This is a genomic window from Sphingomonas sp. GC_Shp_6, from assembly GCF_026540835.1.
Taxonomy (GTDB): domain Bacteria; phylum Pseudomonadota; class Alphaproteobacteria; order Sphingomonadales; family Sphingomonadaceae; genus Sphingomonas.
Map to the genome: position 1 here is coordinate 1 of NZ_JALNUO010000009.1, position 22,760 is coordinate 22,760.

Below are 22,760 nucleotides of genomic sequence, written 5' to 3' on the forward strand. Positions count from 1 at the left end.
CAGCCGGTAGTGATTTACGCGCCGGCCCTGAGCCAGGACGTTCATCAGCGTCCAGTCGATTTGTGTCGAACGACACGCTGTGCCCATGACCATGGTTGTGTCAGCCCACGTGCGGCGAGCGTGTGATGGCGAGTTGCTTGCAAGGCTCGTGATTAAGCCGCGCATCCTTCCTGACGAAGGACAGAGAGCCGCGGTGCGCGAAACGAAAAATCGGTGCAACCTTACTGCTGAAGGACAAACCGTTGGCGCGCCCGGCTGGATTCGAACCAGCGACCACAAGCTTAGAAGGCTCGTGCTCTATCCATCTGAGCTACGGGCGCGCGCGGACATGCGATTAGCGCGGATTGCGTGGGGACGGAACCGGGATCATACCGGCCCGCATGGATAGCGGGCAGGGAATGCGGGCGGTCGCCGCCGGCGAGGTGGCGGGGGGACGGTTCCGCTATTTCGAATTCGTCATGACCGCGTTCGTCGTCGTGTTGCTGCTCTCCAACGTGATCGGGGCGGGCAAGCGCGCGGTGATCGTGCTGCCCTGGATCGGGGCGTGGCCGTTCGGCGCGGGCATCCTGTTCTTTCCGGTCAGTTACGTCATCGGCGACATCCTCACCGAGGTCTATGGCTATGCCAATGCGCGGCGCTGCATCTGGGCGGGGTTCGCCGCGATGCTGTTCATGGTGCTGATGTCATGGGTGGTGGTCGCGTTGCCACCGGACGCGGGATGGACGGGGCAGGCCGCATATGAAAGCGTGTTCGGGCAGGTGCCGCGCATCGTGCTGGCCAGTGTCTGCGCCTTCTGGGCGGGCGAGTTCGCGAACAGCTTCGTGCTCGCCCGGATGAAGATCTGGACCGGGGGGCGGATGCTCTGGACGCGCACGATCGGCAGCACGGTGGTGGCGCAGGCGATCGACAGCGCCATCTTCTATCCGCTCGCCTTCTATGGTGCGGCCGACTGGCCGGTGGAGGCGCTCGCGATGGTGATGGCCAGCCAGTTCGTGCTGAAGGTGGGCTGGGAAGTGCTGCTCACCCCGTTCACCTATGCGGTGGTCGGCTTCCTCAAGCGGCGGGAGGGCGTGGACGTGTTCGACACCCACACCGATTTCAACCCGTTCCGTACGCGCGTCTAGGCGGCGACTGCCTCCAGCAGCCCCTCGAACAGGCGCCGGCCGTCGGTGCCGCCATGCGCGTCCTCGATCCGGCGCTCGGGATGCGGCATCATGCCGATTACGTTGCCCGCCGCGTTCAGCAGGCCGGCGATCTGCCGCGCCGAGCCGTTCACGTCCTCCGCATAGCGCAGCGCGACACGGCCTTCGCCTTCCAGCCGGTCGAGCGTGTCGGCATCGGCGAAATAATTGCCGTCATGATGCGCGACCGGGAAGACGATCCGCTCGTCCTCGTCATAGCGGCTGGTGAAGGCCGATTGCGCGTTGCCGACGGTGAGCGCCACGTCGCGGCAGACGAAGTTCAGCCCGGCGTTGCGCATCAACGCGCCCGGCAGCAGCCCCGCCTCGGTCAGCACCTGGAAGCCGTTGCAGACGCCGAGGACGGGCAGGCCCTTGCCCGCCTCCTCCACGATCGCGCGCATGATCGGGGAACGCGCCGCAATCGCGCCCGAGCGCAGATAGTCGCCATAGGAGAAGCCGCCCGGGACCGCGACCAGGCCGACGCCGTCCGGCAGGTCGCTGTCGCCGTGCCAGACCATGACGGGCTTCGTACCCGTGACCCGTTCGAGCGCGACGGCGATGTCGCGGTCGCAATTGGAGCCGGGAAAGACGACGACCGCGGTCTTCATCAGGCGCGCTCCACCCGGTAATTCTCGATCACGGTGTTGGCGAGCAGCTTGCGGCACATCGAATCGATCGTCGCGTCGTCGGTGCCGTCGGCGACCTCCAGCTCGATCAGCTTGCCCTGGCGCACGTCCGACACGCCCTCGAAGCCGAGATTGCCGAGCGCATGATGGATCGCGCGGCCCTGCGGATCGAGCACGCCGGGCTTGAGCGTCACGAAAACCTTCAGCTTCATCACTTACCCCGGGTCTTGCGGTGCTTTTCCAGATCGAGAACCGCGCCGTCCTCGCCCTCGGGCAGGAGCCCCAGGCGCCGTGCGACCTCCTGATAGGCCTCCGCCTCGCCGCCGAGATCGCGGCGGAAGCGGTCCTTGTCCATCTTCTCGTTGGTGTCCATGTCCCACAGCCGGCAACCGTCCGGGCTGATCTCGTCGGCCAGGATGATGCGGCCGTAGTCGTTATCCCAGATGCGGCCGAACTCGAGCTTGAAGTCGACCAGCCGGATGCCGAAGCCGGCGAACAGGCCGGTGAGGAAATCGTTCACGCGGATCGCCAGATCGGCGATGTCGTGCATCTCCTCCTGGCTGGCCCAGCCGAAGGCGGCGATATGCTCGTCGGAGATCATCGGATCGCCGAGCGCATCGTCCTTGTAATAATATTCGATGATCGTGCGCGGCAGCTTGGTGCCTTCCTCGATCCCGAGACGCTTCGACAGCGATCCGGCCGCGACGTTGCGCACCACGACCTCGATCGGCACGATCTCGACCTGGCGGATCAACTGTTCGCGCATGTTCAGCCGGCGGATGAAGTGCGTCGGCACGCCGATCATGTCGAGCAGCGTGAAGACATGTTCGCTGATCCGGTTGTTCAGCACGCCCTTGCCGTTGATCGTACCCTTTTTCTGGGCGTTGAACGCGGTCGCGTCGTCCTTGAAATACTGGATCAGCGTGCCGGGTTCGGGCCCCTCATAGAGGATCTTGGCCTTGCCCTCGTAGATCTGGCGGCGGCGAGCCATCAAGCGGTCCCCTGATAGGAATGAGCGGTCGCGTTCGCGCGGGCGCGGGCGACGGGATGGCCGCGGGCTATAAGGGAAGCCCGCAAGGGGTGCAATCGCGCGGAGAGCGAGAGGATGCGGCGTGCGCATCATTCTCTCCGCCGCGGTCTCAGGCCAGCCGCTCGATCTCGTCGAGCACGCGCCGCGGGTCGAACGGCTTGGCGATGAACATCGTGTGCGGCGGCAGTTCCGCAGCGGAGGGGCGAAGCGCCCCCGACGCGACAATCAGCAGCGAAGGCGGAAAGCGTTCGGCGATGAAATGGGCGAGCTTCACGCCGTCCATCGATCCCGGCATCTGGATATCGGTCAGCACGATCCGCACGCCGCTATTGGCCTGGAGGATGGCGATGGCGGCGTCGGCGTCGCTCGCCTCATAGACGGTATAACCCTCGTCCTCGAAAAAATCCGCGAGGTTCAGGCGGATCATCGGTTCGTCGTCGACCACCAGGATCGACCGTTCGAGTTGGGGTACGTCCGATGCCATGGTCGTGGCTCCTGCTGCAGCCCGGACGCGGCCGCAACGGCCGGGCGATGTTCGTGGAAAAGAGACGCGCGTTGGAAAGGCCGAACGGGCGTGGACCCGGTTCGATCCCGCAAAAGCGCGCGATCCCGCGGTTTCGGGCAGGCGAGCCGACATGTTTGTAGGAGGTAATGGAGCGCGGTAAGGGGCGCTTATGACCTTGGACCATCTCGGCCCGCGCATCTGCATCATGGGGCCATCCAACAGCGGCAAGTCCACGCTGGCGGCGGCGATCGCGCACGCACAGGCGCTGCCCGTGGTTCATCTCGATCAGTTTCACCATCTGCCGCATACCGATTGGGTGCCGCGACCGGCAGCCGAATTCGCGGCACTTCACGATGCGGCGATCACGGGCGCGCACTGGGTCATTGAAGGCAATTATTCGCGATTGCTTCCGCAGCGACTGGAACGTGCGACGGGTTTCATCCTGCTCGACATCGGCACCGTGGCGAGTCTGTGCCGGTATTTGCGGCGCTGCTGGATCGAGCATGACCGGCGCGGCGGGCTCGAGGGCGGCCGAGACAGCGTGAAATGGGGTATGATCCGCCATATCGCGGTCACCACAAGGACCAATCGACGGCGCTATGAGCAGCAATTCCGCGCGGTCGGCCTGCCGAAGGTGAGGCTCGCCTCCGCCCATGCGCTTGCCGACTTCTATCGTCTGAACGGCCTGAGCCCGCGTCGCCGTGGTTCCGCCTCCTGAGCCGCCGCCTAGCGCTCAGCCCAGTTCCGCTGCGCCCATCGTGGCGCGCAATTTCGCGATGATCCGGCCGCATTCCTGCTGCAGCCTCTCGGTGCGGGCGCGGATGTCGGAGCCGATCAGGCGGGTCTGGTTGGCCACGCTGGCGGTCTGGGCGAACCTGCCGTCGAGCGCGGTGAGGGCTTCGCGGGTTTCGAGCGTGGCACCCTCGAGCAGGGCGATCATGCCCTGAAGCTCGTCATTGGTGCTGTGCTGATGCCGGGTGATCTCGATCGTCTGCGTGGCCGACGTCCGTCCGGCTTCGAGTGCGCAGGCCAGGGTGTTGCTCACGCCCGCCGCCGAATCCGAGGCTTGGGTGATGTCGCGGATGCGTTCGGCGATCTGGTCGGTGGTGCGCGCGGCCTGCTGCGAAAAGCTCTTCACCTCCTGCGCCACCACCGCGAAGCCGCGCCCCATCTCGCCCGCGCGCGCCGCCTCGATCGTGGCGTTCAGCGCCAGCAGCTTGGTCGCGCGGCTGATCCCGCTGATATGAAGCGAGGCCTGCTGGATCGAGGCGACGCTGCGGCTCAGCGTCTCGCTCGCCGCCTGCGCGGTCGTCGAATGGCGCGCCGCTTCGATCATCATCTCGGCTGAATGACGCGCGGCATCGCCGACCGATTCGACGCTCGCCGCGATCGTGCGCAGCCGGTCCAGCATGGTGCACGTCACCTCGCTGGTATGCGCGGAGATCGTCTGCGCGGTCTCCGCCTGTTTCTGCTGCTCGACGATGTTGGACAGCGTCCGGTCGGCACTGGCATCCAGTTCGGTCGCCGACATGCGCAGGCTGTCGATCAACGAGGCAATATCGTCTTCAAGCCCGTCGGCCACCGCGCACGACGCCGCGATCATGGCCGCACGGTGCCGTTCCTCGGCCTCCACGCGCCGCAGCACCTGTTCCTCGCTTTCGCGGCGGGCGCGGCGCACTTCCGCCAGCGCGTTTTCGGCTTCGAGGCGCGCCGCCTGCTCTTCGCGAGCGGCGCGTTCGGCGGAGCGCGACTTGTCTTCCAACCGGGTGTTCAGGCCGAGCACGCGGCGGATCAGCAGGGCGGTGATCGCCAGAAAGATCAGGATGCAGCCGGCGATCAGCGGCAGGATCGCATAGAAGGATTCGAACCCGGGCGTCAGCCGGCTCCAGGTCAGCGTGGCGACGACGTGCCCGCTCCAATCGGTCAGGTCGGTCTGCGCGTCGGACGGGTCGGAATCGTCGGGCGCCAAGCGGCGAAGGTCGGGCAGGCCGAAGCCGCTCGACCATTCGTGCAGGAGGCTGGAATCGAGGAGGCGGATGTCGACGAAGATGCGATAGTTGTGGCGATCGAACTGCGCCGCTCCATCTTCGCGCACGATCGGCGAGAATGCGATCAACGCGGGCATTTTGCCGAACCGGGTGAGGAGCACCGTCGCGTCGTTCCTCTTGCGCACCGCCTGTTCGGTGGCGGGGATGCGCGCGAGCAACTGCGCCATCGTCGAAGGCGAGATCATCCGGTCGAGCGGCGGCACGTTCGGCTTCGGCAGATGGCCGAACAGCGTGTGGCCGCGGGCATCGAGAATATAGTTGCGCGCGATCGGCGTTCCGTAATTGGACTGGATCCACCTCTGGTCCATCGTCCCATAGACGTGGCTGGCGGCGTCGTTCCAATGGGAGTTGATGAAGGTCTCGTTGCTGATCCGCGATCGTTCGCGGTCGACCGCACCGTGGATCGTCGAGGCCGCGCGCATATTGGCGTCGAGGTTCGCATGCGTGATGAGGAACGCGATCACGACGGCGGAACTGAGCAGGGCGATCCCCGCCATCGCGAGCAACGGCATCGTGACCGCGAAGCGCGGTCCACGCAGATCGTGCAGGCCAGGCTTGAAGCGCCGGAGCAGGGCGGGAGACGAAACGGTCACGTACTCGGCCTAACATACCAGAGTTAATATATATTTTGCCGCAGCAGCGCCGGGTTCGGCGGTGGATCGATCGGGAACGGCTCCGCCCGAGCGGTGGCGCGCCGCGCTCCGCCTTGCCGGCCGGCGCGATGCCGCTAAACATCGACGCGGATAAGGAGACGGGCGTGGCGCAGGGGACGATGGCCGCACGGCAGGGCGGGGGGGCACCCACGCGGGCCGACATCCGTCTGGTCATCACCGCCTCCGCGCTCGGCACCGTGTTCGAATGGTATGATTTCTTCATCTACGGCACGCTGGCCGCCAGCGGCATCATCGGGCGGACCTTCTTTCCCGCCGGCAGCCCCATCGCGCAGACGCTGCTCGCCTGGGCGGGTTTTGCGGTGGGGTTCGGGTTCCGCCCCCTCGGCGCGGTGCTCTTCGGTTATCTGGGCGATCGGCTCGGGCGCAAATACACATTTCTCGTCACGATCGCGCTGATGGGGATCGCCACCGCATGCGTCGGGCTGGTGCCGTCTGCCGCGGCGATCGGCCTCGCGGCGCCCGCGATCGTGATCCTGCTGCGCATTGCGCAGGGGCTGGCGCTGGGCGGCGAATATGGCGGAGCTGCGATCTATGTCGCCGAACATTCGCCGCCGGGCAAGGCAGGCTTCTACACCAGCTTCATCCAGGCGGGCGTCGTCGGCGGATTCATCCTCAGCCTCGCGGTCGTGCTGGTTACCAAGGCCATGGCGCCGGTAGGGATGTGGGATGCGTGGGGATGGCGGATCCCGTTCCTCTTCTCGCTGCTGCTGCTGGCGGTGTCGCTCTGGATGCGGCTGAAGCTTTCCGAAAGCCCGGTGTTCGTCGCGATGCGCGCCGCGGGCGAGCGGGTGCGCAACCCGATCGCGGCGAGCTTCACGCATCCGGGCAATCTGAAGCGCATGCTGGTCGCGCTGTTCGGCATCGCGGCGGGACTGACGGTGATCTGGTACACCGCGATGTTCACCGTGCTGTCGTTCCTGCAGGGTACGATGCGCGTCGAGGAGACGACGGCGCAACTGATCGTCGGCGCGGGCGCGCTGATGGGGCTGGTGTGGTTCGTCGCGTTCGGGCGGCTGTCGGACCGGATCGGGCGCAAGCGGCCGATCGTCATCGGTTATGCGCTGACGATCGTGCTGCTCTTCCCGATCTTCTGGGCGATCGGCGCGGCCGCCAATCCCGCGCTGTCGCAAGCCGCGCGGGCCGCGCCCGTCGTGGTGTCGGGGCCGGCCTGCCGCTACAGCCCGTTCGCCGCGCAGCAAGCCGATGCCTGCGGGCGGCTGCTCGACTATTTCTCCAAGAAGGGCGTCGCCTATACCAAGCGCACCACCCCGGCGACCGTGGTGACGATCGGTGGCGTGCCCGTGGGCGACCTGTCGCCCGCGGGGCTGGACCGGGCGCTGGCCGGGGCGGGCTATGATCTGGCGAAAGTGACTCCGCCGCCGCGCAATCTGGTGGCGATCCTGATCGCGATCCTTGCGCTGGGCGCGCTGTCGGGCATCACCTACGGCCCGGTGGCGGCGCTCCTGGCGGAAATGTTCCCCCCCGCGATCCGCTACAGTTCGCTGTCGATTCCCTATCATATCGGCACCGGCTATTTCGGCGGCTTCCTGCCGCTGGTCAGCCAATATATCGTGGCGCGGACGGGCGATCCCTTCGCCGGGCTGTGGTACACGATCGCGGTGGTGGGAATGGCGCTGGTGGTGACGCTGTTCGGGCTCGACGAGCGCACGCACGGCCGATAGCCGCTCGACCGGGCGGCGCGCGGGGCCTACCGCGGCGCGGTGATGCCGATCTCCCTTGCCCCCATCTCCTCACCCCTGCGCCTGCGTCTCGATGGTGCCGCGCTGATCGACAATTGGCGCACGCTGGCGGCGATGAGCGGCCCGGCCGCGTGCGGCGCGGCGGTGAAGGCGGATGGTTATGGTCTCGGCGCTACCGCCGTCGCGGCGCGGCTGGCGGCGGCGGGCGCGCGCGATTTCTTCGTCGCCACCTGGGGCGAGGCGCAGGCGCTGGCGCCGCTCGGCCTGTCGGTCTCGGTACTGCACGGGGTCCGCGACGAGGACATGGCCGCTGCGCGTGCAGGGTTCGCGCGGCCGGTGCTGAACACCGCGCAGCAGGTCGCGCGGTGGCGTGCGGCGGGCGGCGGCGCGTGCGACGTGATGGTCGATACCGGCATGAACCGGCTCGGCGTGTCGGTCGAGGAGGTGCGCGGCGGCCTGATCGCGGGGCTCGCGGTCGAGACGCTGATGAGCCATCTCGCCTGCGCCGACGAGGATTCGGCGATGAACGAACGCCAGCGCACCGCCTTCGCCGCGCTGGCGGGCGTAACCGGCGCGCGGCGGATGAGCCTCGCCAATTCGGCCGGCATCGCGCTCGGCCCGCACTATGCCTTCGACCTGACGCGACCGGGCCTCGCGCTGTACGGCGGCGTGCCGCGGGCCGAATTCGCCGGACGCATTCGCCAAGTGGCCTATCCGCAGGCGCAAGTGCTGCAACGCCGTCGCGTCGCGCCGGGCGAGACGGTCGGCTACAACGCCACCTGGACGGCACCGGCGCCCACCGAAGTGGCGATCCTGAACATCGGCTATGCGGACGGCTATTTCCGCGGTTTCTCCGACCGCGGCGTCGCGCTGGCGGGGTGCGCCCCCTGTCCTGTGATCGGTCGCGTCTCGATGGACCTGCTGATGATCGACGTCGGCGCGGCCGCGGCCCTGGCAGAAGGCGACTGGGTCGATCTGGCCTTCGCGCTGCCAGAGGCGGCGACCGCGTCGGGTATGTCGCAATATGAGCTGATGACGTCTTTGGGGGGGAGATTGGAACGATCGTTCATCGAGCACGACTGATCCTGACGAATGTTGCTGCGATGCAACAGCGTGACGCGAAAATGAACAAAGTGTAATTTTTCTGTCGCATCCGTGAAATGGCAACCTTAATCCTTCTGACAGATTGTTCATGGGGGATACACAAATGCGTCACTCGCTGCGTTGCCGCGCGTCCGTTTTGGCCATCTTGACCGCTGCCGCGCCAATGGCCGTGGATGCGCAGACCGCTTCGCCGCTTTGCACGCCGTCCGCCACGGTGACGTGCAAGCCTGATGAAACCAATTCGGAGCCGCCGACGTCGTCCGGGGCGGCATCCGACGTCGCGGTCAACGCCGATGGTTCGACCCGCGCCAATGAGCGGGGCACGGATGATGTCGTCGTCACCGGCTCACGCATCCGCCGTCCTAATGTCAGTTCGACGACGCCGATCACCATAACCGGCCGTGAATATCTCGAAGAACGCGGCTTCACCAACGTGGCGGACGCGATCAACACGCAGCCCGGCGTTCGTGGATCGATCACGCCGAACGGTGCGCAGGGATCGTTCGGGCAGGGCGTGAACTTCATCAACAATTTCAACCTGGGTTCGAACCGGACGCTGACGCTCGTCAACGGCCGCCGCTTCGTCACATCCAATCCCAACACGCTGTTCAACCAGGGTTCGGCCGGTTCTCAGGTCGACGTGAACGCCATCCAGTCGATCCTCCTCGATCATGCCGAGAACGTTTCGATCAGCGGTGCGACGGTGTACGGCTCCGATGCGATCGGCGCCACGGTCAACTATATCCTTCGTGACCGCTACAAGGGGCTGACGGTCACCGGTTTGTCCGGCATCAACGAGGCGGGCGACGGATTTCGCTACAATGTTGCGGCTCTAGCGGGCCATGATTTTCTGGATGGCCGGCTGAACATTACAGCCGCCTACACCCATGATTCGCAAAAAGGGTTTCTGTATAGCGACCGCGATTTCCTTCGCGCGGGCGTCGGTTCGGTTACCAACCCAACGTCGGCACAGGCCGCTGCCTTCGGGCGAACCGCTGCAGGCATCACGTCTTTGAACGACGGCCGCATCAATACGGGATTCGGCTATAACGATTCGGCTACGGACGGATTTCCAGGCTCGCTGGTCGTCCGCGACCGTACTCTTTACACGCTGACGACGGGTGGCGTGGTTACGGACGCGTCGCGAGGCGCGACGTTCACGACGGCCAATCGTGTGGCGGCCGCGGTCAACAACTATCAGTTTGATGCGAGCGGTAACCTCGTCCCGTTCAACAAGGGCATCGTGTTCGCGTCGCCCTACGCCTCGGGCGGGGATGGCTATCGCCTGTTCCCCTATTCGCAGGTGACGAGCGATTTGCGCCGCGATACCGCCGATCTGTTCCTTCACTATGACGCCGCCGATGCGCTCAAATTCTATTTCGAGGGCAAGTATTTCCGCTCGCGCGGCGATCAGCTCGTTCGCCAGCCGACCTATAATGCAAGCCTCTTTGGCGGTACGAGCGCGCAGCTCACATTCCTATCCACCAACCCCTTCCTCAGCGCGCAGGCGAAGGCGCAACTCGCGGCGCTGGGTGTGACACGGTTCCAGCTCTCACGTGCCTCCGACGATCTTGCCGATACATCCGGCCGTTCGGACACCAACCTCGCCCGCGCGGTATTTGGGGCGAAGGGTGACTTCAAGGTCGGTGGCCACAGCTTCTATTATGACGCCTATGCCAATTACGGGCGTACGCAGGTGGACGATTATGGCCAGGATTTGAATGCGCAGCACTTCATCAATGCGGTGAACGTAACCACGAATGCGGCCGGACAGATCGTCTGCAATCCTACCCCCACCGTTCAGGCAGCGCCGGGTGGCACTGCGATGGCGGACCCGGGCTGCGTTCCGCTGAACCTCTTCGGCACGGGCGCGCCCAGTGCCGCGGCACGCGCGTACATCATCCAGAATACGCATACCGTCAGTCTGCTCCAGCAGAAGGATTTCGTCGCGAACGTCGGCGGCAGCCCGTTCACGCTGTTCGGCAACGATTACGGGTTCAACATTGGCTACGAGCATCGCGAGGAGGACGGCAAGTTCACGCCTGACGCCTTCCAGCAGGCTGGTCTTGGCCGTTCGGTGGCGATCGCGCCTACCCGGGGCAGCTATAATGTCGACGAATTATTCGGCGAAGTCAGTTTGCCGATCGTTCAGCCATCCAATGGTCTTCGATACCTCAATGTTCTCGAGATCGAGAGCAGCGCTCGCTATGTCGACAACACCGTCAATGGCGGATTTTTCGCTTGGTCGGCTGGTGGCCGGATCGGCTTCATCCCCGATCTGATCTTCCGCGGAGATTATACCAAATCGTTCCGCGGACCGGCAATCACCGAATTGTTCCTGCCGCGCTCCACATCGTTCGTGACGGTGCCCGATCTGTGCGCGCCCGGTGCGATCGGCGCGGGATCCGCTCCCGCCATTCGCACGCGCAACTGCACCGCCTTCCTGGCGGCATATCCGAACGCGACACCGCTGGATGCTGCGAACGCAACGGTTCCCGGCATCAACGGCGGCAACCCGACGCTGCAGAACGAGGTCTCGCGGAGCTACAGCTTCGGAGGCGTCTTCCAGCCGCGCTGGATTCCGGGTCTGACGGTCACGGTCGATTACGTCGATATCCGGATTGCCAATCCGATCACCAGCCTCACCGTCGCCCAGATCGCCTCGGCGTGCTTCGACAATACCACGTTCGACGTCACCAATCCTGCCAATGGCAACCAGTTCTGCTCGCAGCTCCGGCGCTATGCCACCGGGCAGGGCGGCACGGCAGCCAATGGCGGTGATCGTGGTGGGCAGATCATCGTGGATCAGGCCAACCCGGGCGTGAGCAGCGGCTATGTCAACGGCAACCGCATCTACTTCTCGGGAATTCAGAGCAAGATCACCTACAGCGTCCGTATGGATGGACTCCATCTTCCCGGTCGCTTCACGACGGACAACACGATCTTCTACGTCAACCGTCGTCTGGTCGATACTACGGGTGTGGTGCCGCAGCGGACCGACGGCATCTTCGGCGATCCCAAATTCCAGTTCCAAAGCAACAACTCCCTCTCGATCGATCGCGTGGGCGGTATCAGCGCCTCGGCCAATTACGTCGGCAAGCAGATCGCTACCCGCACCGCCCTGTCGACCGATCTTCGCGAGTTCAACCGGTTGAACCCCTATGTCACGGTGGACGGTTCGGTCTGGCTCAGCGTGGACGACAAGTTCCGGCTGACCTTTGCGGTGCTGAACATCGGCAACAAGCAGTACCAGAACTATCTGGGCTTCGCGAACCCGAACAGCTACATCGATCTTTATGGCCGCCGCTTCTCGGTGACGGCGACCGCGAAGTTCTGATCGCGATCCGATCCCGATTCGGGGGGGCCTCGTACGAAGGTGCGGGGCCCTTTTCGCATCAGCGGACGATGACGACGAACGACCGCGCACCACCCGATCATGTTGCGGTGCGGGATCGGAACGCCTAGCGTCGTCCCAAATCACCGTGGGGGGGGGGCTGCCATGAAGAAGCAGAATGCCGGAGTGGGGCCGGTCGTCATCAAGAAATACGCCAATCGCCGGCTCTACAACACCGAGACGTCGTCCTACATCACGCTCGAGCATCTGGCGGCGATGACGCGCGAGGGGCGCGACTTCAAGGTGGTCGACGCCAAGACCGACGAGGACATCACCCACACCATCCTCACCCAGATCATCATGGAGGAGGAAAGCCGCGGCGAGACGATGCTGCCGGTGAATTTCCTGCGCCAATTGATCGCGATGTACGGCGATTCCATGCAGGCGATGGTGCCGGGCTATCTCGAAGCGTCGATGGAAAGCTTTCGCCGCAACCAGGAACAGTTTAAGTCGGCCGTCGAGGGCGCGCTGGCGCAGGGGCCCTTCGCGGGCACGCCGCTGGCCGAGATGGCCAAGCGCAACATGGCGATGCTCGATGCCGCGACCAAGGCGTTCAAGCCCGAGGGCGGCGCGGCCGGGCATGCCGGCACGGGCATGGGGAGCGGCGCGGCGCCCGCTTCCAAGGATGCCGAGATCGCCGATCTCAAGGCCGAACTCGCCAGCCTGAAGGCCAAGGTCGACAAGCTCGGCTGAGCGTTCAGGGCCGCGGTGCGCGGTAGGGCCGGTCGCGGCGCAGATAGACGAGGGTGCGCCAGCCGGCGCGCGGCCGCGCGAACACCAGCCGGTAATCGCGCGCGAGCGCGGCCTTCACCGCGAACAGGCTGGCCGGGTTCCAGATCGACAGCACGCGTGTCGAGGTGACGATCACCGGCGGCCGCGTGGCGAGGATGCGGCGCACTTCGGCGCCCTCGTCGATCCCGGTCGCGCCGCGTTCGGTCGTATAGGCGAGCAGGTTGGGAAAGGCATAGGCGGTCGGCAGGCAGGCGTCGGCCAGCAGATAGGTCGCGGTGTCGCCGATGAAGACATAGGGGCAGTCGCCGCCCGAATTGGCCTTCACCACCGCCGCCACCGCGCGCGCGTTCGGTCCGTCGGCGGGCAGGAAGGCGCGCTCGACCGCGAAGAGCGTGAGCATCAGCCCGAGCGTCGCCACCAGCAGCCGCGGCGCGCGGCCGAGCGCGGGTGCGGCCGCGACCGCGAGCGGGGCGAGCAGCGGCAGCGCGTAATGATCGAAGAAGGTGCCGATCGCGAAAAAGCCGGCGAGCGCCGCGGCGAGCCACAGCAAGGCCAGCCGCGCCGCACCGGCCCGCGCGCCGGCGCGGGGCCGCCAGCGCCAGGCCAGCCCCGCCCCGATCATCAGCGGCGCAAGCTGCGCCCCGATGCCGAGCAGCCGCATCGCGAGCTCGCCCGCCGGATACCCCGCGCGCAGGCCGATCGAATCGACATTGGCGAAGCGCCACGCGGCATAGGCGCCGTGCGCGGCGTACCAGCCGATCGCGGCGATCGTCGGGCCGGCGCCCGCCAGCATCCACAGAAGCGCGGCCGGCACCATCACGCGCCACCGCGCCCCCGCACGGCGGAGCGCCCAGAGATGCGCGCAGCCGAAGAACGCGCCTTCGAAGCCGGGCGTGTATTTCATCTGGATCGCCACGCCGGCCAGCAGGCAGGTGGCCAGGCCGCTCGCCACGATCGCGCCGGTACGGTGCCGCTCGGCGAGGCGCGGCAGCCGCAACACCCACCAGCCGCCCAGTGCGATCAGCAGATTGTAGAACACCGGCGCCTGGCCGCCGCGTCCGCCGAGCAGCGACAGCCCGATCAGATACGCCGCGCCCGCCGCCACCGCGCCGACGTCGCGCGCGCCCAGCGTCCGGGCGGCCTGCCGCACCACGATCGCGGTCACCGCCGCAGCGGCGCAGGCGGCGAGCTGATAAGCCAGCACGCCGTCGCCCGGCAGCAGCCGGATCGCGGCGAACAGGAGGAACAGCCCGATCGGCTTGCGATCCCAGATGTCGACATAGGGCACCGCGCCGTGCAGCATGCGGTCGCCGACGAGCAGATAATATTGCTCGTCGACATGGATCACCGGATTGCCGAAATCCCACGCGCGCAGCAGCACCGCGAGCAGCAACAGCGCCGCCGCACCGCCGCGAAGATGATCCTGCGCACCGCGGCGCAGCAGGTGGGGACCCCGGCCGCTCAATAGAAATGCGCCAGCGTCAGCCCGCGTCGCGTACCGTCGCACAGCGTGAGCGCCACCCGGGTGCCGGGCGCGCCGACCGACCAGGCCGCCATCGGGCTCGTCGCATAATCCGCGGCGACCGGCTGGCCGTCGATCGCGCAGATCGTTTCGCCCGCTGCCCATCCGGCAGCGGCGGCGGGTCCGCCGCGCATGACGTGGAGGACCCTCAGCCGATCCTGTTCCAGCCCGAGCAACAGGCCGCTGGTCGATCGCAGGGGGGGCGGATCCACCGCCGTGTTGCGGCTCAGCACCATGCGTCCGGCGCCCGGATCGAGCAGCACGCGATAGCGCTGGAGAAACCCGGATCCGATCCGCCCGGCCACGCCGATCGCCTGCGAGAAACCGCCCTGCGGCTCGATCCGCACCTCGACGTCATGGGCGTCGCCGTCGCCGAGCGACACCTGGGGCACGATCGCCAGCCCGCTGACGATGGGGCCTGCCAGCCCGAACGAGATCGCGCTGGTGGTGGCCACGCCCGCCACCGCCGCGCGGCGCCAGGCCAGCGCGGAGAGCGTGATCGCGGACCCGTCGCCAGTGTCGACCACCATCGGCGCCAGCACGCGCCCGTCGATCGCGAGCGCGCTTTCATAGACATGACGCCCTGGCGAGATGGCGAGCGGCGCGCTGGCTCCGGTGAACGGCATCCGGCCCGACCGCAACAGGCGGAAGCGCTTGTTGGCATAATCGATGTCGAGCGCCGTGCCCGCGAGCACGTCGCGCCCGATCAGCATGTCGACCGGCTGTGCGCTGCCGGTGGCGATCGCGGGCAGCGCCGCGACGCTCGCGCCGCCGCCGGTGCGCACCAGCCCGCCAAAGGCGAGCCGATCGGTAGGCAGCCAGCCGACCGCCACCGCGCCGCCGATCGCGGTTGCGCTGCCGCCGCTCAGCACGCGCGCGGGATCGGCGGCGGGCGACGCCCTGGCCAGCACCGAATAGCTGACGCCGGTGTCGAGAATGCCGGTCAGCAGCCGGCCGTCGAGCGTCAGGCGAAAGCGGATCTGGTTGCCGGGGGTGAGATCGAATGGCACCCAGCGCTGCTCGCTGTCGATCGCCAGCCGCACCACGCCGTCCGATCCGCCGGGCGCCGCTCCCAGGAGCAACAGGCACAGCGGGAGGAACAGCCGGATCATCGCCGGTGTGCGTAGCCGGATCGGGCGGCGGCGGCTACTGCTGGTCGGTCAGATCGACAGGCGAGCGAGCACGTGGTTGGCCAAGGTCGGTGATCGCGGGGTATTCACGCATTCGCCCGCCCGCACGAACAGACACATGGGTTCGGTGGCGTCGGTCACGCATCGGATGCGGCTATACCCCGCCGGCATCGCGTGCGCCTGCGTAATGCCGGCAAGGATCATGTTATAGGACCGGTGGCCACGCGCGAGCGCCAGCGGCAGGCCGATCCTGGCAACCGTCCGGTCGCGGCGGGTGAAGAGATGGACGGCGCTGTTCGGCGGCAGCGCCACGCTGCCGGGCACTTCGACGAAGCTGGGATGCTCGTACAGCGCGACGCCGCAAGCGTCGCGTTCGGCGGCTTCGGCGAACAACAAGGTCCCCGCACGGCCGGATTCCCGAAAGCGCAGCATCGTTGCGTCCGAAAACAGGGCAAGCGAGGCGAGCATCCAGGCGGCGATAGCGACGGCGGGAAGCAGGGGCCCGGGCACGCGCCGCTGCGCGAGCCGCACCAGATCAGCCGTACCGAGCGCCGCCAGGATCACGAACACCGTACCCGACAGGAACACGAACCGGTATTCCTTGTGTCCGATGACCATGTGGATGGCGAGATTGACCAGCGCCATTGCGAGCAGCGGCGGGCTGTGACGCCAGCCCCAGCGAAGCGCGATCAGCATGGGGATTCCCCACCAGCTCCACATCTGCTCGAACCACGCCACATAGGTGAGAGGCGGGGCTATGCCGTAAGCGTCGGCGCGGTGCTCGACGATGTTGGCGTGGAAATTCGCGATCACCCACGCGAAGGGAGGCGCGCCGTTGGCGAGGTCGACCGTCGCACCGACCATGAAGGCGATGAGCGCGCCCGCGACCAGCGGCGGCGACCGATCGAAGAGGCGCCTTCCCATGGCCATGCCGACCAGGACGATACAGGCCGGCGCATAATGCGGCCGCAGCAGCACGGCGAAGCCCAGCAGCGCGCCGGCGGCGACCAGCGAAGGGGTGCGGGGCGCTTTGGCCGTGACCAGCACCGCCGCCGGCAGGATGGCCGCCGCCGCGAGCGGCTCGGACAGCGTGCGGCCGGCAAAATAGACGCATTCGAACCAAGTCGCGCCAACCAGCGCGGCGAGGAAGGCGTGCAGGGTCGAGGTCCGCAGGCCGATCGCCCAAGCCGCCAGGGGGATGGTGAGCGAGACGATCGCCACCAGCAGCCGCGGCAGCAGCAGCGCAGCGCCCGGCGCGATCCATCCGCCCAAGGCGAGGGCGGGGGCAAGCAGCGTGGGAAGCAGCCAGCTCCGCATGCCGAGCCGCCATTCCCAGGTGACGATCCCTTCGCCGGTAAGCAGGCGATGCGCGGGTTCGAGATATTGGTAGATTTCGTCGGGATGCGCGATCACGGGCATCGCCGCGCTCGCGATGCGCAACGCCAGCGCAAGCGCGATGATGAACGGTAGCGGATGCCGCGCTATTCCGGACAGCGTTCTGCGCGCCCGACGCGACCTTGGCGACGGCTGCATCTCCCGTCGGGTGGCAGCGGAAGCACGCATCCTCGCGCCCTTACAGGCACGCCTCGAGATACGCCTGGTCGAAGCCATATTGGCGCGCCTTGTCGAGCGTATAGGGGCGCAGGCCCATCGAGCGATATTCGCCGATGATCTTGCCGTCGGCACTCTCGTCGAGATATTCGAACTTGAACAGCTCCTGGGTGACGATCACCGGGCCCTCCATGCCGATCACCTCGGTCACGTTGGTGACGCGGCGCGAGCCGTCGCGCAGGCGCTTTACCTGGATGATGAGCTCGACCGAATCGGCGATCTGGCGGCTGATCGCTTCCTTGGGCACCTTGATGTCCGACATCATCACCATGTTTTCCATGCGGGCCAGCGCCTCGCGCGGGGAGTTGGCGTGGAGCGTGCACATCGATCCGTCGTGACCCGTGTTCATCGCGGCGAGCATGTCGAAACACTCGCTGCCGCGGATTTCGCCGAGGATGATGCGGTCTGGGCGCATACGCAGCGCGTTCTTCACGAGATCGCGGATGCTGATCTCGCCTTGCCCTTCAAGGTTGGCGGGGCGCGTCTCGAGCGGCAGCCAATGCGGCTGTTGCAGGCGAAGCTCGGCCGCGTCCTCGATCGTCAGCACGCGCTCGCCGGGGTCGATCATCTTGGAGAGTGCGTTCAGCATCGTCGTCTTGCCCGAGCCGGTGCCGCCCGAGATCACGACGTTGAAGCGGCTGGCGCCGGCGATCTTCAGCGCGGTCGCCATCTTGGGGCTCATCGATCCGCCGCCCGCCATCATGTCGAGCGTGATCGGCTTGGCGGAGAACTTACGGATCGAGATCGCGGTGCCGCGAAGCGACAGGGGCGGCACGATGACGTTGACGCGGCTGCCGTCCTTCAGGCGGGCATCGGCGAGCGGCGTGGTCTGGTCGACGCGCCGGCCGACCGAATTGACGATGCGCTGCGCGATCTGGAACAGATGCTCCTCGTCGCGGAACTGGACCTGCGCGAGCTCCAGCTTGCCCTTGCGCTCGACATAGGTCTGCTCGGGGCCGTTGACCATGATGTCGGTGATGTTGGGATCGGCGAGCAGCTCCTCGAGCGGCCCCAGGCCCAGCAGCTCGTCGACCAGCACCTTTTCCAGCGCGAACTGTTCACGCCGGTTGAGCGTCAGCTTCAGTTCGGCGAGCACCTCGCCGATGATCGGGCGGAATTCCTCGGCCAGCTCGTCCTTGCCGAGCGTCGCCGCGGCTTCCGGATCGACGCGTTCGAGCAGGCGGGGGAGGACCTGTTCCTTGATCTTGTGGATCGAGTTCTCGAAACCCTCGTTCTTGCTGCTGCCCGAGTCGGCGCTCGCGGCCTGACGATCGGCCAGCCGCTGCATCGCATCCATCGCGGTGCCGGGCATGTTGCCCATCGGCGCTTCGGTTTCGCCGGGCATCGGCAGCGTGTCGAGCGGCGGAAACTGGCTGCCACCCTCGGGCTCGGGCCGCGCCGGGGCGCCGCCCTGCATCGGCCGCGCCACGCCAAAGGCCGGCCGTACCGGCTGCCCACCCGCTCCATTTCGACGCCCGAACGCGCTCATGCCTTGTCCCTCATGGTCGCAGCCGGGTTAGGGCGTAAGTTTCAAGAATTGCCTAACCACAATGCTTGGCGCCGCGGCGTGCGAACGATAGGTCGGTGGGATGCGCCTGGCCTTGCTCATCCGATCCGCTTGCCCTGGGGCAGGCCCCCGCCGGGGAACATGGGCGAGCCTGGCGTTTCTCCTGCTCCTCGCGCTCCTTCCCGGGCCTGCCCATGCCGACGATATCGGCGCGACCGCGCGCGGGGTCGTGCGCGTGGTGACGATCGCGGTGGTGGATGGGCAGGTGGTGGGCTTCGGCCATGGCAGCGGCTTCGCGGTCGCGCCCAACCGTATCGTCACCAACGCGCATGTCGTCGAACTGGCGGAACGCTATCCGGCCAATGTCGTGATCGGCGTGGTGCCGTCCGAGGGCGCGAAATCCTATCAGGGCCATGTCGTCGCCTATGACGCGCATACCGATCTGGCGCTGATCGAGTTCAAGGGCGGCACGCTGCCGCCCGCGGCGCTCTATACCGGGCCGGTGGGCGAGGGCGATGCGGTGGTGGCGCTCGGCTATCCCGGCAATGTCGACGTCGCGACCGCGCAATCGGCGGCGGACTATATCCATCCCGTCTCGCCGGTGCGCTCCGAGGGCGGCTTTTCGGCGCGACGCAGCCTCAGCGGCGTCGACGTGCTGCTCCACACCGCCAGCATCGCGCGCGGCAATTCGGGTGGGCCGCTGCTCGATCGCTGCGGTCGGGTGATCGGTGTCAATTCGGCGATCACGCAGGGTGAACAGGGTGATTCGAATTTCGGTTTCGCGATCGCGGAGAGCGAGCTGGCGCGGTTCCTAGGCGCCGCCAAACAGCCTTATGCCGCGATCGGGACGGCCTGCACCTCGATCGAGGACCGGTTGCGCCAGGATGCGGAGGCCGATGCGCGCAGCATCGCCGATGCCACGACGGCGCGGCACGACGCGGCCACGCACGCGGCGATGGCGCGCGAGGATGCGCTGGCCAAGGCGCGCAATGCGGCGGAGCGCGGGCGGGAAAACGTGATGGCGCTGGCCGGGCTGTTGCTGGTGGCGGGGGCGCTGACGATCGGCGGCGCGGGGCTGCTCGAATTGCGGGGCCGGCGCCGTGCGGCGATCTGGACGGCGGTGGCGGGCGCGCTCGGCATGCTGGCGGCGGTGATCGTGTTCCTGGCACGCCCCTCGGGCGACGTCACCGTGCCGGCCGAGGCGCGCGCGTCGACGATCGGGTCGCCTGCGCCCGATACGGCGTTGGGCGCGATGACGTGCACGCTGATCCCCGAGCGCAGCCGGCTGACCGTCTCGCCCGGCACCGACGTCGCGCTGAGCTGGGGGCAGGGCGGGTGCGCGGACGGGCGCACCCAGTTCGCCGCCAACGGCACGCGCTGGGAGCGGCTGGTGGTGCCCGACGACGTCCAGACGATCTCCGCGCTGCGCTTCGATCCGGCGACGCGGATCTATTCCGACACGCGCTATCTGATGTCGGAGGCGGGGATGGCGGCGGCGCGCGCGGCAAGGGGGCCGGTGCAGGGCCGGGCGTGCAGCGCCGATCCGCAGGTCGCGAGCCGGATCGCGCAACAGCAGGAGGCGATCCGCGCCACGCTGCCGCCGCTCCCCAACGAAAAGCTGGTCTATTCCTGCTCGAAACGCTGACGCTCGCGCGCCAGCAATGCGGTCTTGCGCGCGACGCCCCAGGCATAGCCGCCGAGCGCACCGTCGCCGCGGCGGACGCGGTGGCAGGGGACGATCACCGCCACCGGGTTCGCGCCGCACGCGCTGCCCGCGGCGCGCACCGCGCGCGGGTTGCCCGCCAGAGCGGCGAGCTCGGCATAGCTGCGCGTCTCGCCCGCCGGTATGGTGGCGAGCGTGCGCCACACCGCCTCCTGGAACGCGGTGCCGCGGATATCGAGCGGCAGCGCGGCGCCGGGGGCCTGCCTTTCGACCACGGCCACGACGTCGGCGGCCAGCGTCGCGAGCGCTTCGTCGCCCGGCTCGATCGTGGCGGCGGGGAAGCGGGCGACGAGCGCATCGGCATCCTCGTCGAACGCCACGCGGCACAGGCCCTTCGCCGTGGCGGCGATTAGCAGTGGGCCCAGGCCGGTGGCCGCTATCGTCCAGCGGATGGCGACGCCGGCACCGCCGCGCACCCACAGGCTGGGGCTCATGCCCAGTCGCTTCGCGCCATCGTCGTAGAAGCGGCTGGGCGCGGCATAGCCGGCCGCCAGGATCGCATCGGTCACGTTCGTCTCCTCGGTGAGCGTCTCGGCCACCTGCGCGGCCCGCACGCCGCGCGCCCAGGCGGCGGGGCTGACGCCGGTCGCGCGCGTGAACAGCCGCTGGAAATGATGCGGCGCATAGCCGACGCGCGCGGCCAGCGCATCGAGCGGGATCGGGCCGTCCGCCAGGGCCGCGACCGCCTCGGCCACCGCACGCGCGTCCCTTGCCAAGGTATCGGGCGTGCAGCGGCGGCAGGCGCGGAACCCGGCGGCTTCGGCGGCGGCGGGATCGGGATGGAACACGACGTTCGCGCGCAGCGGCCGGCGCGCGGGGCAGCTCGCGCGGCAATAGATGCCGGTGGTCGTCACCGCGACGACGAAGCGGCCGTCCGCGCTCCGGTCGCGGGCGGCGAAGGCGGTCCAGGCGGTATCGGCGTCGATCATGTACGGCGGTGTACGCGCTCCCGCCGCTTACCGCATCCCGCGGCTTGCGTTCGAACTCTGCGGGCGCCCGTCAGCGGCACCAGCTCACCACCAGGCACGCCGTCGCCGCGAACGCCGCCAGCACCGTCGCGCCGCCCAGCAGGTTCGTCACCCAGCCATTGGTCTGCGCGCCCATCACCGCGCGATCGTTGGTCATCAGCATCATCATGAGCAGCAGCGGCGGCACCGAAAATCCCTGCACGATTCCCGACCAGACGAGCGCGCGCATCGGATTGAAGCCGAGGAAGTTCAGCCCCACCGCCAGCACCGTCACGCCCACGATCGTACCGTAGAAGAGCTTCGCGCCCGGCACCGGGGTGTTGAGGTCGCCGGTGCGCCCCAGGCCCTGCACCAGATCATAGGCCGCGCCCGTCGTCATCACCGGCACGGCGAGAAAGCCGACGCCGACGACGCCCAGCGCGAACAGATATTTGGCGGCCGGCCCCGCCAGCGGCTGGAGCGCCTGCGCCGCCTGCGCCGCGCTCGCGATATCGGTCTGGCCGTTCGCGTGGAGCGTGGCGCCGGTCGACAGGATGATGAAATAGAGGATGACGTTCGAAAAGATCATGCCGGTGAGCACGTCGCGCCGCACATGGCGAAGCTCGGCCCGCGTCGCGCCCTTGCGCTGTTCGGGCGTGGTGCGGCCCGCTTCGATCTGCTCTTCCACCTCCTGGTTCGATTGCCAGGTATAGACATAGGCGGACAGCGACGTGCCGATGCACGCCACCACCATCGCCAGCATGTCGCTGGTGAACGCGACGTGCGGCACGAAGGTGGCGTGCAGCACCGCGCCCCAATCGGGCTTCGCCAGCAGCGCGGCAGCGACATAGGCGAACAGCGCGAGCGTCAGCCCCTGGAAGATCGTGCGGATCAGCGCATAGGAACCGAGCAGCTGGAACAGCGCGATGCCTGTGGCCGCGGCCACCACGATCAGCGGGATCGGGATCGGCACCAGCAGCCCCATCGCCGCGCCCATGCCGCCCAGATTGGCCGCCGCCTCGATGATGTTGCCGACGAACGCGCCCGCCATCAGCGGGAACAGCAGCCCGCGCGGATAGCGATCGCGGATGATCGCGAAGAGCCCCTTGCCGTAGACCTGCCCGAGCTTTGCCGACAGATAGGTGACGACATACATCATCGGCAGCAGCAGGGGCGCGATCCAGAGGAATCCCAGGCCGAACTTCCCGCCGGCGCTCGCATAGGTGCCGATCGCGGACGGATCGTCGTCCGCGGCGCCGGTGATGATCCCGGTGCCGAGCCGCCGGAGCAGGCCGCCGTGCGACGAAGGAAGGGGATCGCTCATGC

General features: G+C 67.5%; 18 protein-coding genes and 1 tRNA gene. 7 read left to right on the forward strand and 12 right to left on the reverse strand.

What is annotated here, in order from left to right; genetic code table 11:
- Window positions 1–243 precede the first annotated feature (243 nt).
- Window positions 244–320, reverse strand: a tRNA-Arg gene (locus OXQ95_RS11550).
- A 60-nt stretch (window positions 321–380) separates the two neighbouring features.
- Here OXQ95_RS11550 and OXQ95_RS11555 point away from each other — a divergent pair.
- Entirely contained in the window at window positions 381–1,124 is a 744-nt protein-coding gene (locus tag OXQ95_RS11555; protein WP_242096738.1) for a queuosine precursor transporter, read from the forward strand.
- Here the strand turns inward: OXQ95_RS11555 and purQ are convergent.
- The 4 genes from purQ to OXQ95_RS11575 all read right to left on the reverse strand — a co-directional run bounded on the left by purQ (window position 1,121) and on the right by OXQ95_RS11575 (window position 3,321).
- On the reverse strand, window positions 1,121–1,789 hold the full coding sequence (gene purQ / locus OXQ95_RS11560) for a phosphoribosylformylglycinamidine synthase subunit PurQ (RefSeq protein WP_242096739.1): 669 nt from the start codon (window positions 1,787–1,789) through the stop codon (window positions 1,121–1,123). The genes OXQ95_RS11555 and purQ overlap by 4 nt on opposite strands.
- The gene (purS, locus tag OXQ95_RS11565; protein WP_242096740.1) at window positions 1,789–2,019 is read right to left on the reverse strand and encodes a phosphoribosylformylglycinamidine synthase subunit PurS; all 231 of its coding nucleotides are present in this window, start codon (window positions 2,017–2,019) and stop codon (window positions 1,789–1,791) included. The genes purQ and purS overlap by 1 nt, the downstream gene beginning before the upstream one ends.
- Window positions 2,019–2,798 (reverse strand): phosphoribosylaminoimidazolesuccinocarboxamide synthase, encoded by a 780-nt coding sequence (gene purC / locus OXQ95_RS11570; protein ID WP_267381663.1) that lies wholly within the window; start codon window positions 2,796–2,798, stop codon window positions 2,019–2,021. The genes purS and purC overlap by 1 nt, the downstream gene beginning before the upstream one ends.
- Window positions 2,799–2,946: 148 nt before the next feature.
- Entirely contained in the window at window positions 2,947–3,321 is a 375-nt protein-coding gene (locus OXQ95_RS11575; RefSeq protein ID WP_242096742.1) for a response regulator, read from the reverse strand.
- 190 nt (window positions 3,322–3,511) lie between these two features.
- Here OXQ95_RS11575 and OXQ95_RS11580 point away from each other — a divergent pair, with 190 nt between their 5' ends.
- A complete protein-coding gene (locus tag OXQ95_RS11580) occupies window positions 3,512–4,060 on the forward strand; it encodes an AAA family ATPase (protein ID WP_267381664.1) in 549 nt (182 codons plus the stop codon).
- A gap of 15 nt (window positions 4,061–4,075) precedes the next feature.
- Here OXQ95_RS11580 and OXQ95_RS18820 read toward each other — a convergent pair whose 3' ends face one another.
- Window positions 4,076–5,983 (reverse strand): methyl-accepting chemotaxis protein, encoded by a 1,908-nt coding sequence (locus tag OXQ95_RS18820; protein WP_267381665.1) that lies wholly within the window; start codon window positions 5,981–5,983, stop codon window positions 4,076–4,078.
- A gap of 179 nt (window positions 5,984–6,162) precedes the next feature.
- Between OXQ95_RS18820 and OXQ95_RS11590 the strand changes: the two genes are divergently transcribed.
- From OXQ95_RS11590 to phaR, 4 genes are all read left to right on the forward strand, one after another.
- Window positions 6,163–7,746 (forward strand): MFS transporter, encoded by a 1,584-nt coding sequence (locus OXQ95_RS11590; protein ID WP_267381794.1) that lies wholly within the window; start codon window positions 6,163–6,165, stop codon window positions 7,744–7,746.
- A gap of 42 nt (window positions 7,747–7,788) precedes the next feature.
- Window positions 7,789–8,847, forward strand: a complete 1,059-nt coding sequence (alr, locus tag OXQ95_RS11595; protein WP_267381666.1) for an alanine racemase — start codon at window positions 7,789–7,791, stop codon at window positions 8,845–8,847.
- Window positions 8,848–8,956: 109 nt separating this feature from the next.
- The gene (locus OXQ95_RS11600) at window positions 8,957–12,205 is read left to right on the forward strand and encodes a TonB-dependent receptor (protein WP_267381796.1); all 3,249 of its coding nucleotides are present in this window, start codon (window positions 8,957–8,959) and stop codon (window positions 12,203–12,205) included.
- Window positions 12,206–12,367: 162 nt separating this feature from the next.
- Window positions 12,368–12,955, forward strand: a complete 588-nt coding sequence (gene phaR, locus OXQ95_RS11605; protein ID WP_242096746.1) for a polyhydroxyalkanoate synthesis repressor PhaR — start codon at window positions 12,368–12,370, stop codon at window positions 12,953–12,955.
- A gap of 4 nt (window positions 12,956–12,959) precedes the next feature.
- Here phaR and OXQ95_RS11610 read toward each other — a convergent pair whose 3' ends face one another.
- Genes OXQ95_RS11610 through OXQ95_RS11625 form a run of 4 tightly spaced genes read right to left on the reverse strand, consistent with a single transcriptional unit; the run spans window position 12,960 to window position 18,746 of the window.
- Entirely contained in the window at window positions 12,960–14,459 is a 1,500-nt protein-coding gene (locus OXQ95_RS11610; protein WP_267381667.1) for a hypothetical protein, read from the reverse strand.
- The gene (locus OXQ95_RS11615) at window positions 14,456–15,628 is read right to left on the reverse strand and encodes a hypothetical protein (RefSeq protein WP_267381668.1); all 1,173 of its coding nucleotides are present in this window, start codon (window positions 15,626–15,628) and stop codon (window positions 14,456–14,458) included. The genes OXQ95_RS11610 and OXQ95_RS11615 overlap by 4 nt, the downstream gene beginning before the upstream one ends.
- A 48-nt stretch (window positions 15,629–15,676) precedes the next feature.
- Window positions 15,677–17,257: a hypothetical protein gene (locus OXQ95_RS11620; RefSeq protein WP_346731949.1), complete on the reverse strand. Its 1,581-nt coding sequence runs from the start codon at window positions 17,255–17,257 to the stop codon at window positions 15,677–15,679.
- Window positions 17,220–18,746 carry a CpaF family protein gene (locus tag OXQ95_RS11625; protein ID WP_242096751.1) on the reverse strand — a complete coding sequence of 509 codons (1,527 nt, stop codon included), beginning with the start codon at window positions 18,744–18,746 and terminating at the stop codon, window positions 17,220–17,222. Before OXQ95_RS11625 ends, OXQ95_RS11620 begins: the two co-directional genes overlap by 38 nt.
- A gap of 100 nt (window positions 18,747–18,846) precedes the next feature.
- On the opposite strand from OXQ95_RS11625, the gene OXQ95_RS11630 reads away from it, so the two are divergent.
- Window positions 18,847–20,409, forward strand: a complete 1,563-nt coding sequence (locus OXQ95_RS11630; RefSeq protein WP_267381669.1) for a serine protease — start codon at window positions 18,847–18,849, stop codon at window positions 20,407–20,409.
- Here OXQ95_RS11630 and ada read toward each other — a convergent pair.
- A complete protein-coding gene (gene ada, locus OXQ95_RS11635; protein ID WP_267381670.1) occupies window positions 20,388–21,416 on the reverse strand; it encodes a bifunctional DNA-binding transcriptional regulator/O6-methylguanine-DNA methyltransferase Ada in 1,029 nt (342 codons plus the stop codon). The genes OXQ95_RS11630 and ada overlap by 22 nt on opposite strands.
- Before the next feature lie 70 nt (window positions 21,417–21,486).
- The gene (locus tag OXQ95_RS11640) at window positions 21,487–22,758 is read right to left on the reverse strand and encodes an Nramp family divalent metal transporter (RefSeq protein ID WP_267381671.1); all 1,272 of its coding nucleotides are present in this window, start codon (window positions 22,756–22,758) and stop codon (window positions 21,487–21,489) included.
- Between the last annotated feature and the right edge of the window lie 2 nt (window positions 22,759–22,760).

What these genes read in the sequence shown, in the direction of transcription:
- OXQ95_RS11555 (WP_242096738.1), top strand. Translation starts at nt 381, where the DNA reads ATGGATAGCGGGCAGGGAATGCGGGCGGTCGCCGCCGGCGAGGTGGCG.
- purQ (WP_242096739.1), bottom strand. Translation starts at nt 1,789, where the DNA reads ATGAAGACCGCGGTCGTCGTCTTTCCCGGCTCCAATTGCGACCGCGAC.
- purS (WP_242096740.1), bottom strand. Translation starts at nt 2,019, where the DNA reads ATGAAGCTGAAGGTTTTCGTGACGCTCAAGCCCGGCGTGCTCGATCCG.
- purC (WP_267381663.1), bottom strand. Translation starts at nt 2,798, where the DNA reads ATGGCTCGCCGCCGCCAGATCTACGAGGGCAAGGCCAAGATCCTCTAT.
- OXQ95_RS11575 (WP_242096742.1), bottom strand. Translation starts at nt 3,321, where the DNA reads ATGGCATCGGACGTACCCCAACTCGAACGGTCGATCCTGGTGGTCGAC.
- OXQ95_RS11580 (WP_267381664.1), top strand. Translation starts at nt 3,512, where the DNA reads ATGACCTTGGACCATCTCGGCCCGCGCATCTGCATCATGGGGCCATCC.
- OXQ95_RS11590 (WP_267381794.1), top strand. Translation starts at nt 6,163, where the DNA reads ATGGCCGCACGGCAGGGCGGGGGGGCACCCACGCGGGCCGACATCCGT.
- alr (WP_267381666.1), top strand. Translation starts at nt 7,789, where the DNA reads ATGCCGATCTCCCTTGCCCCCATCTCCTCACCCCTGCGCCTGCGTCTC.
- OXQ95_RS11600 (WP_267381796.1), top strand. Translation starts at nt 8,957, where the DNA reads ATGGGGGATACACAAATGCGTCACTCGCTGCGTTGCCGCGCGTCCGTT.
- phaR (WP_242096746.1), top strand. Translation starts at nt 12,368, where the DNA reads ATGAAGAAGCAGAATGCCGGAGTGGGGCCGGTCGTCATCAAGAAATAC.
- OXQ95_RS11615 (WP_267381668.1), bottom strand. Translation starts at nt 15,628, where the DNA reads ATGATCCGGCTGTTCCTCCCGCTGTGCCTGTTGCTCCTGGGAGCGGCG.
- OXQ95_RS11620 (WP_346731949.1), bottom strand. Translation starts at nt 17,257, where the DNA reads ATGGCTTCGACCAGGCGTATCTCGAGGCGTGCCTGTAAGGGCGCGAGG.
- OXQ95_RS11625 (WP_242096751.1), bottom strand. Translation starts at nt 18,746, where the DNA reads ATGAGCGCGTTCGGGCGTCGAAATGGAGCGGGTGGGCAGCCGGTACGG.
- OXQ95_RS11630 (WP_267381669.1), top strand. Translation starts at nt 18,847, where the DNA reads ATGCGCCTGGCCTTGCTCATCCGATCCGCTTGCCCTGGGGCAGGCCCC.
- ada (WP_267381670.1), bottom strand. Translation starts at nt 21,416, where the DNA reads ATGATCGACGCCGATACCGCCTGGACCGCCTTCGCCGCCCGCGACCGG.
- OXQ95_RS11640 (WP_267381671.1), bottom strand. Translation starts at nt 22,758, where the DNA reads ATGAGCGATCCCCTTCCTTCGTCGCACGGCGGCCTGCTCCGGCGGCTC.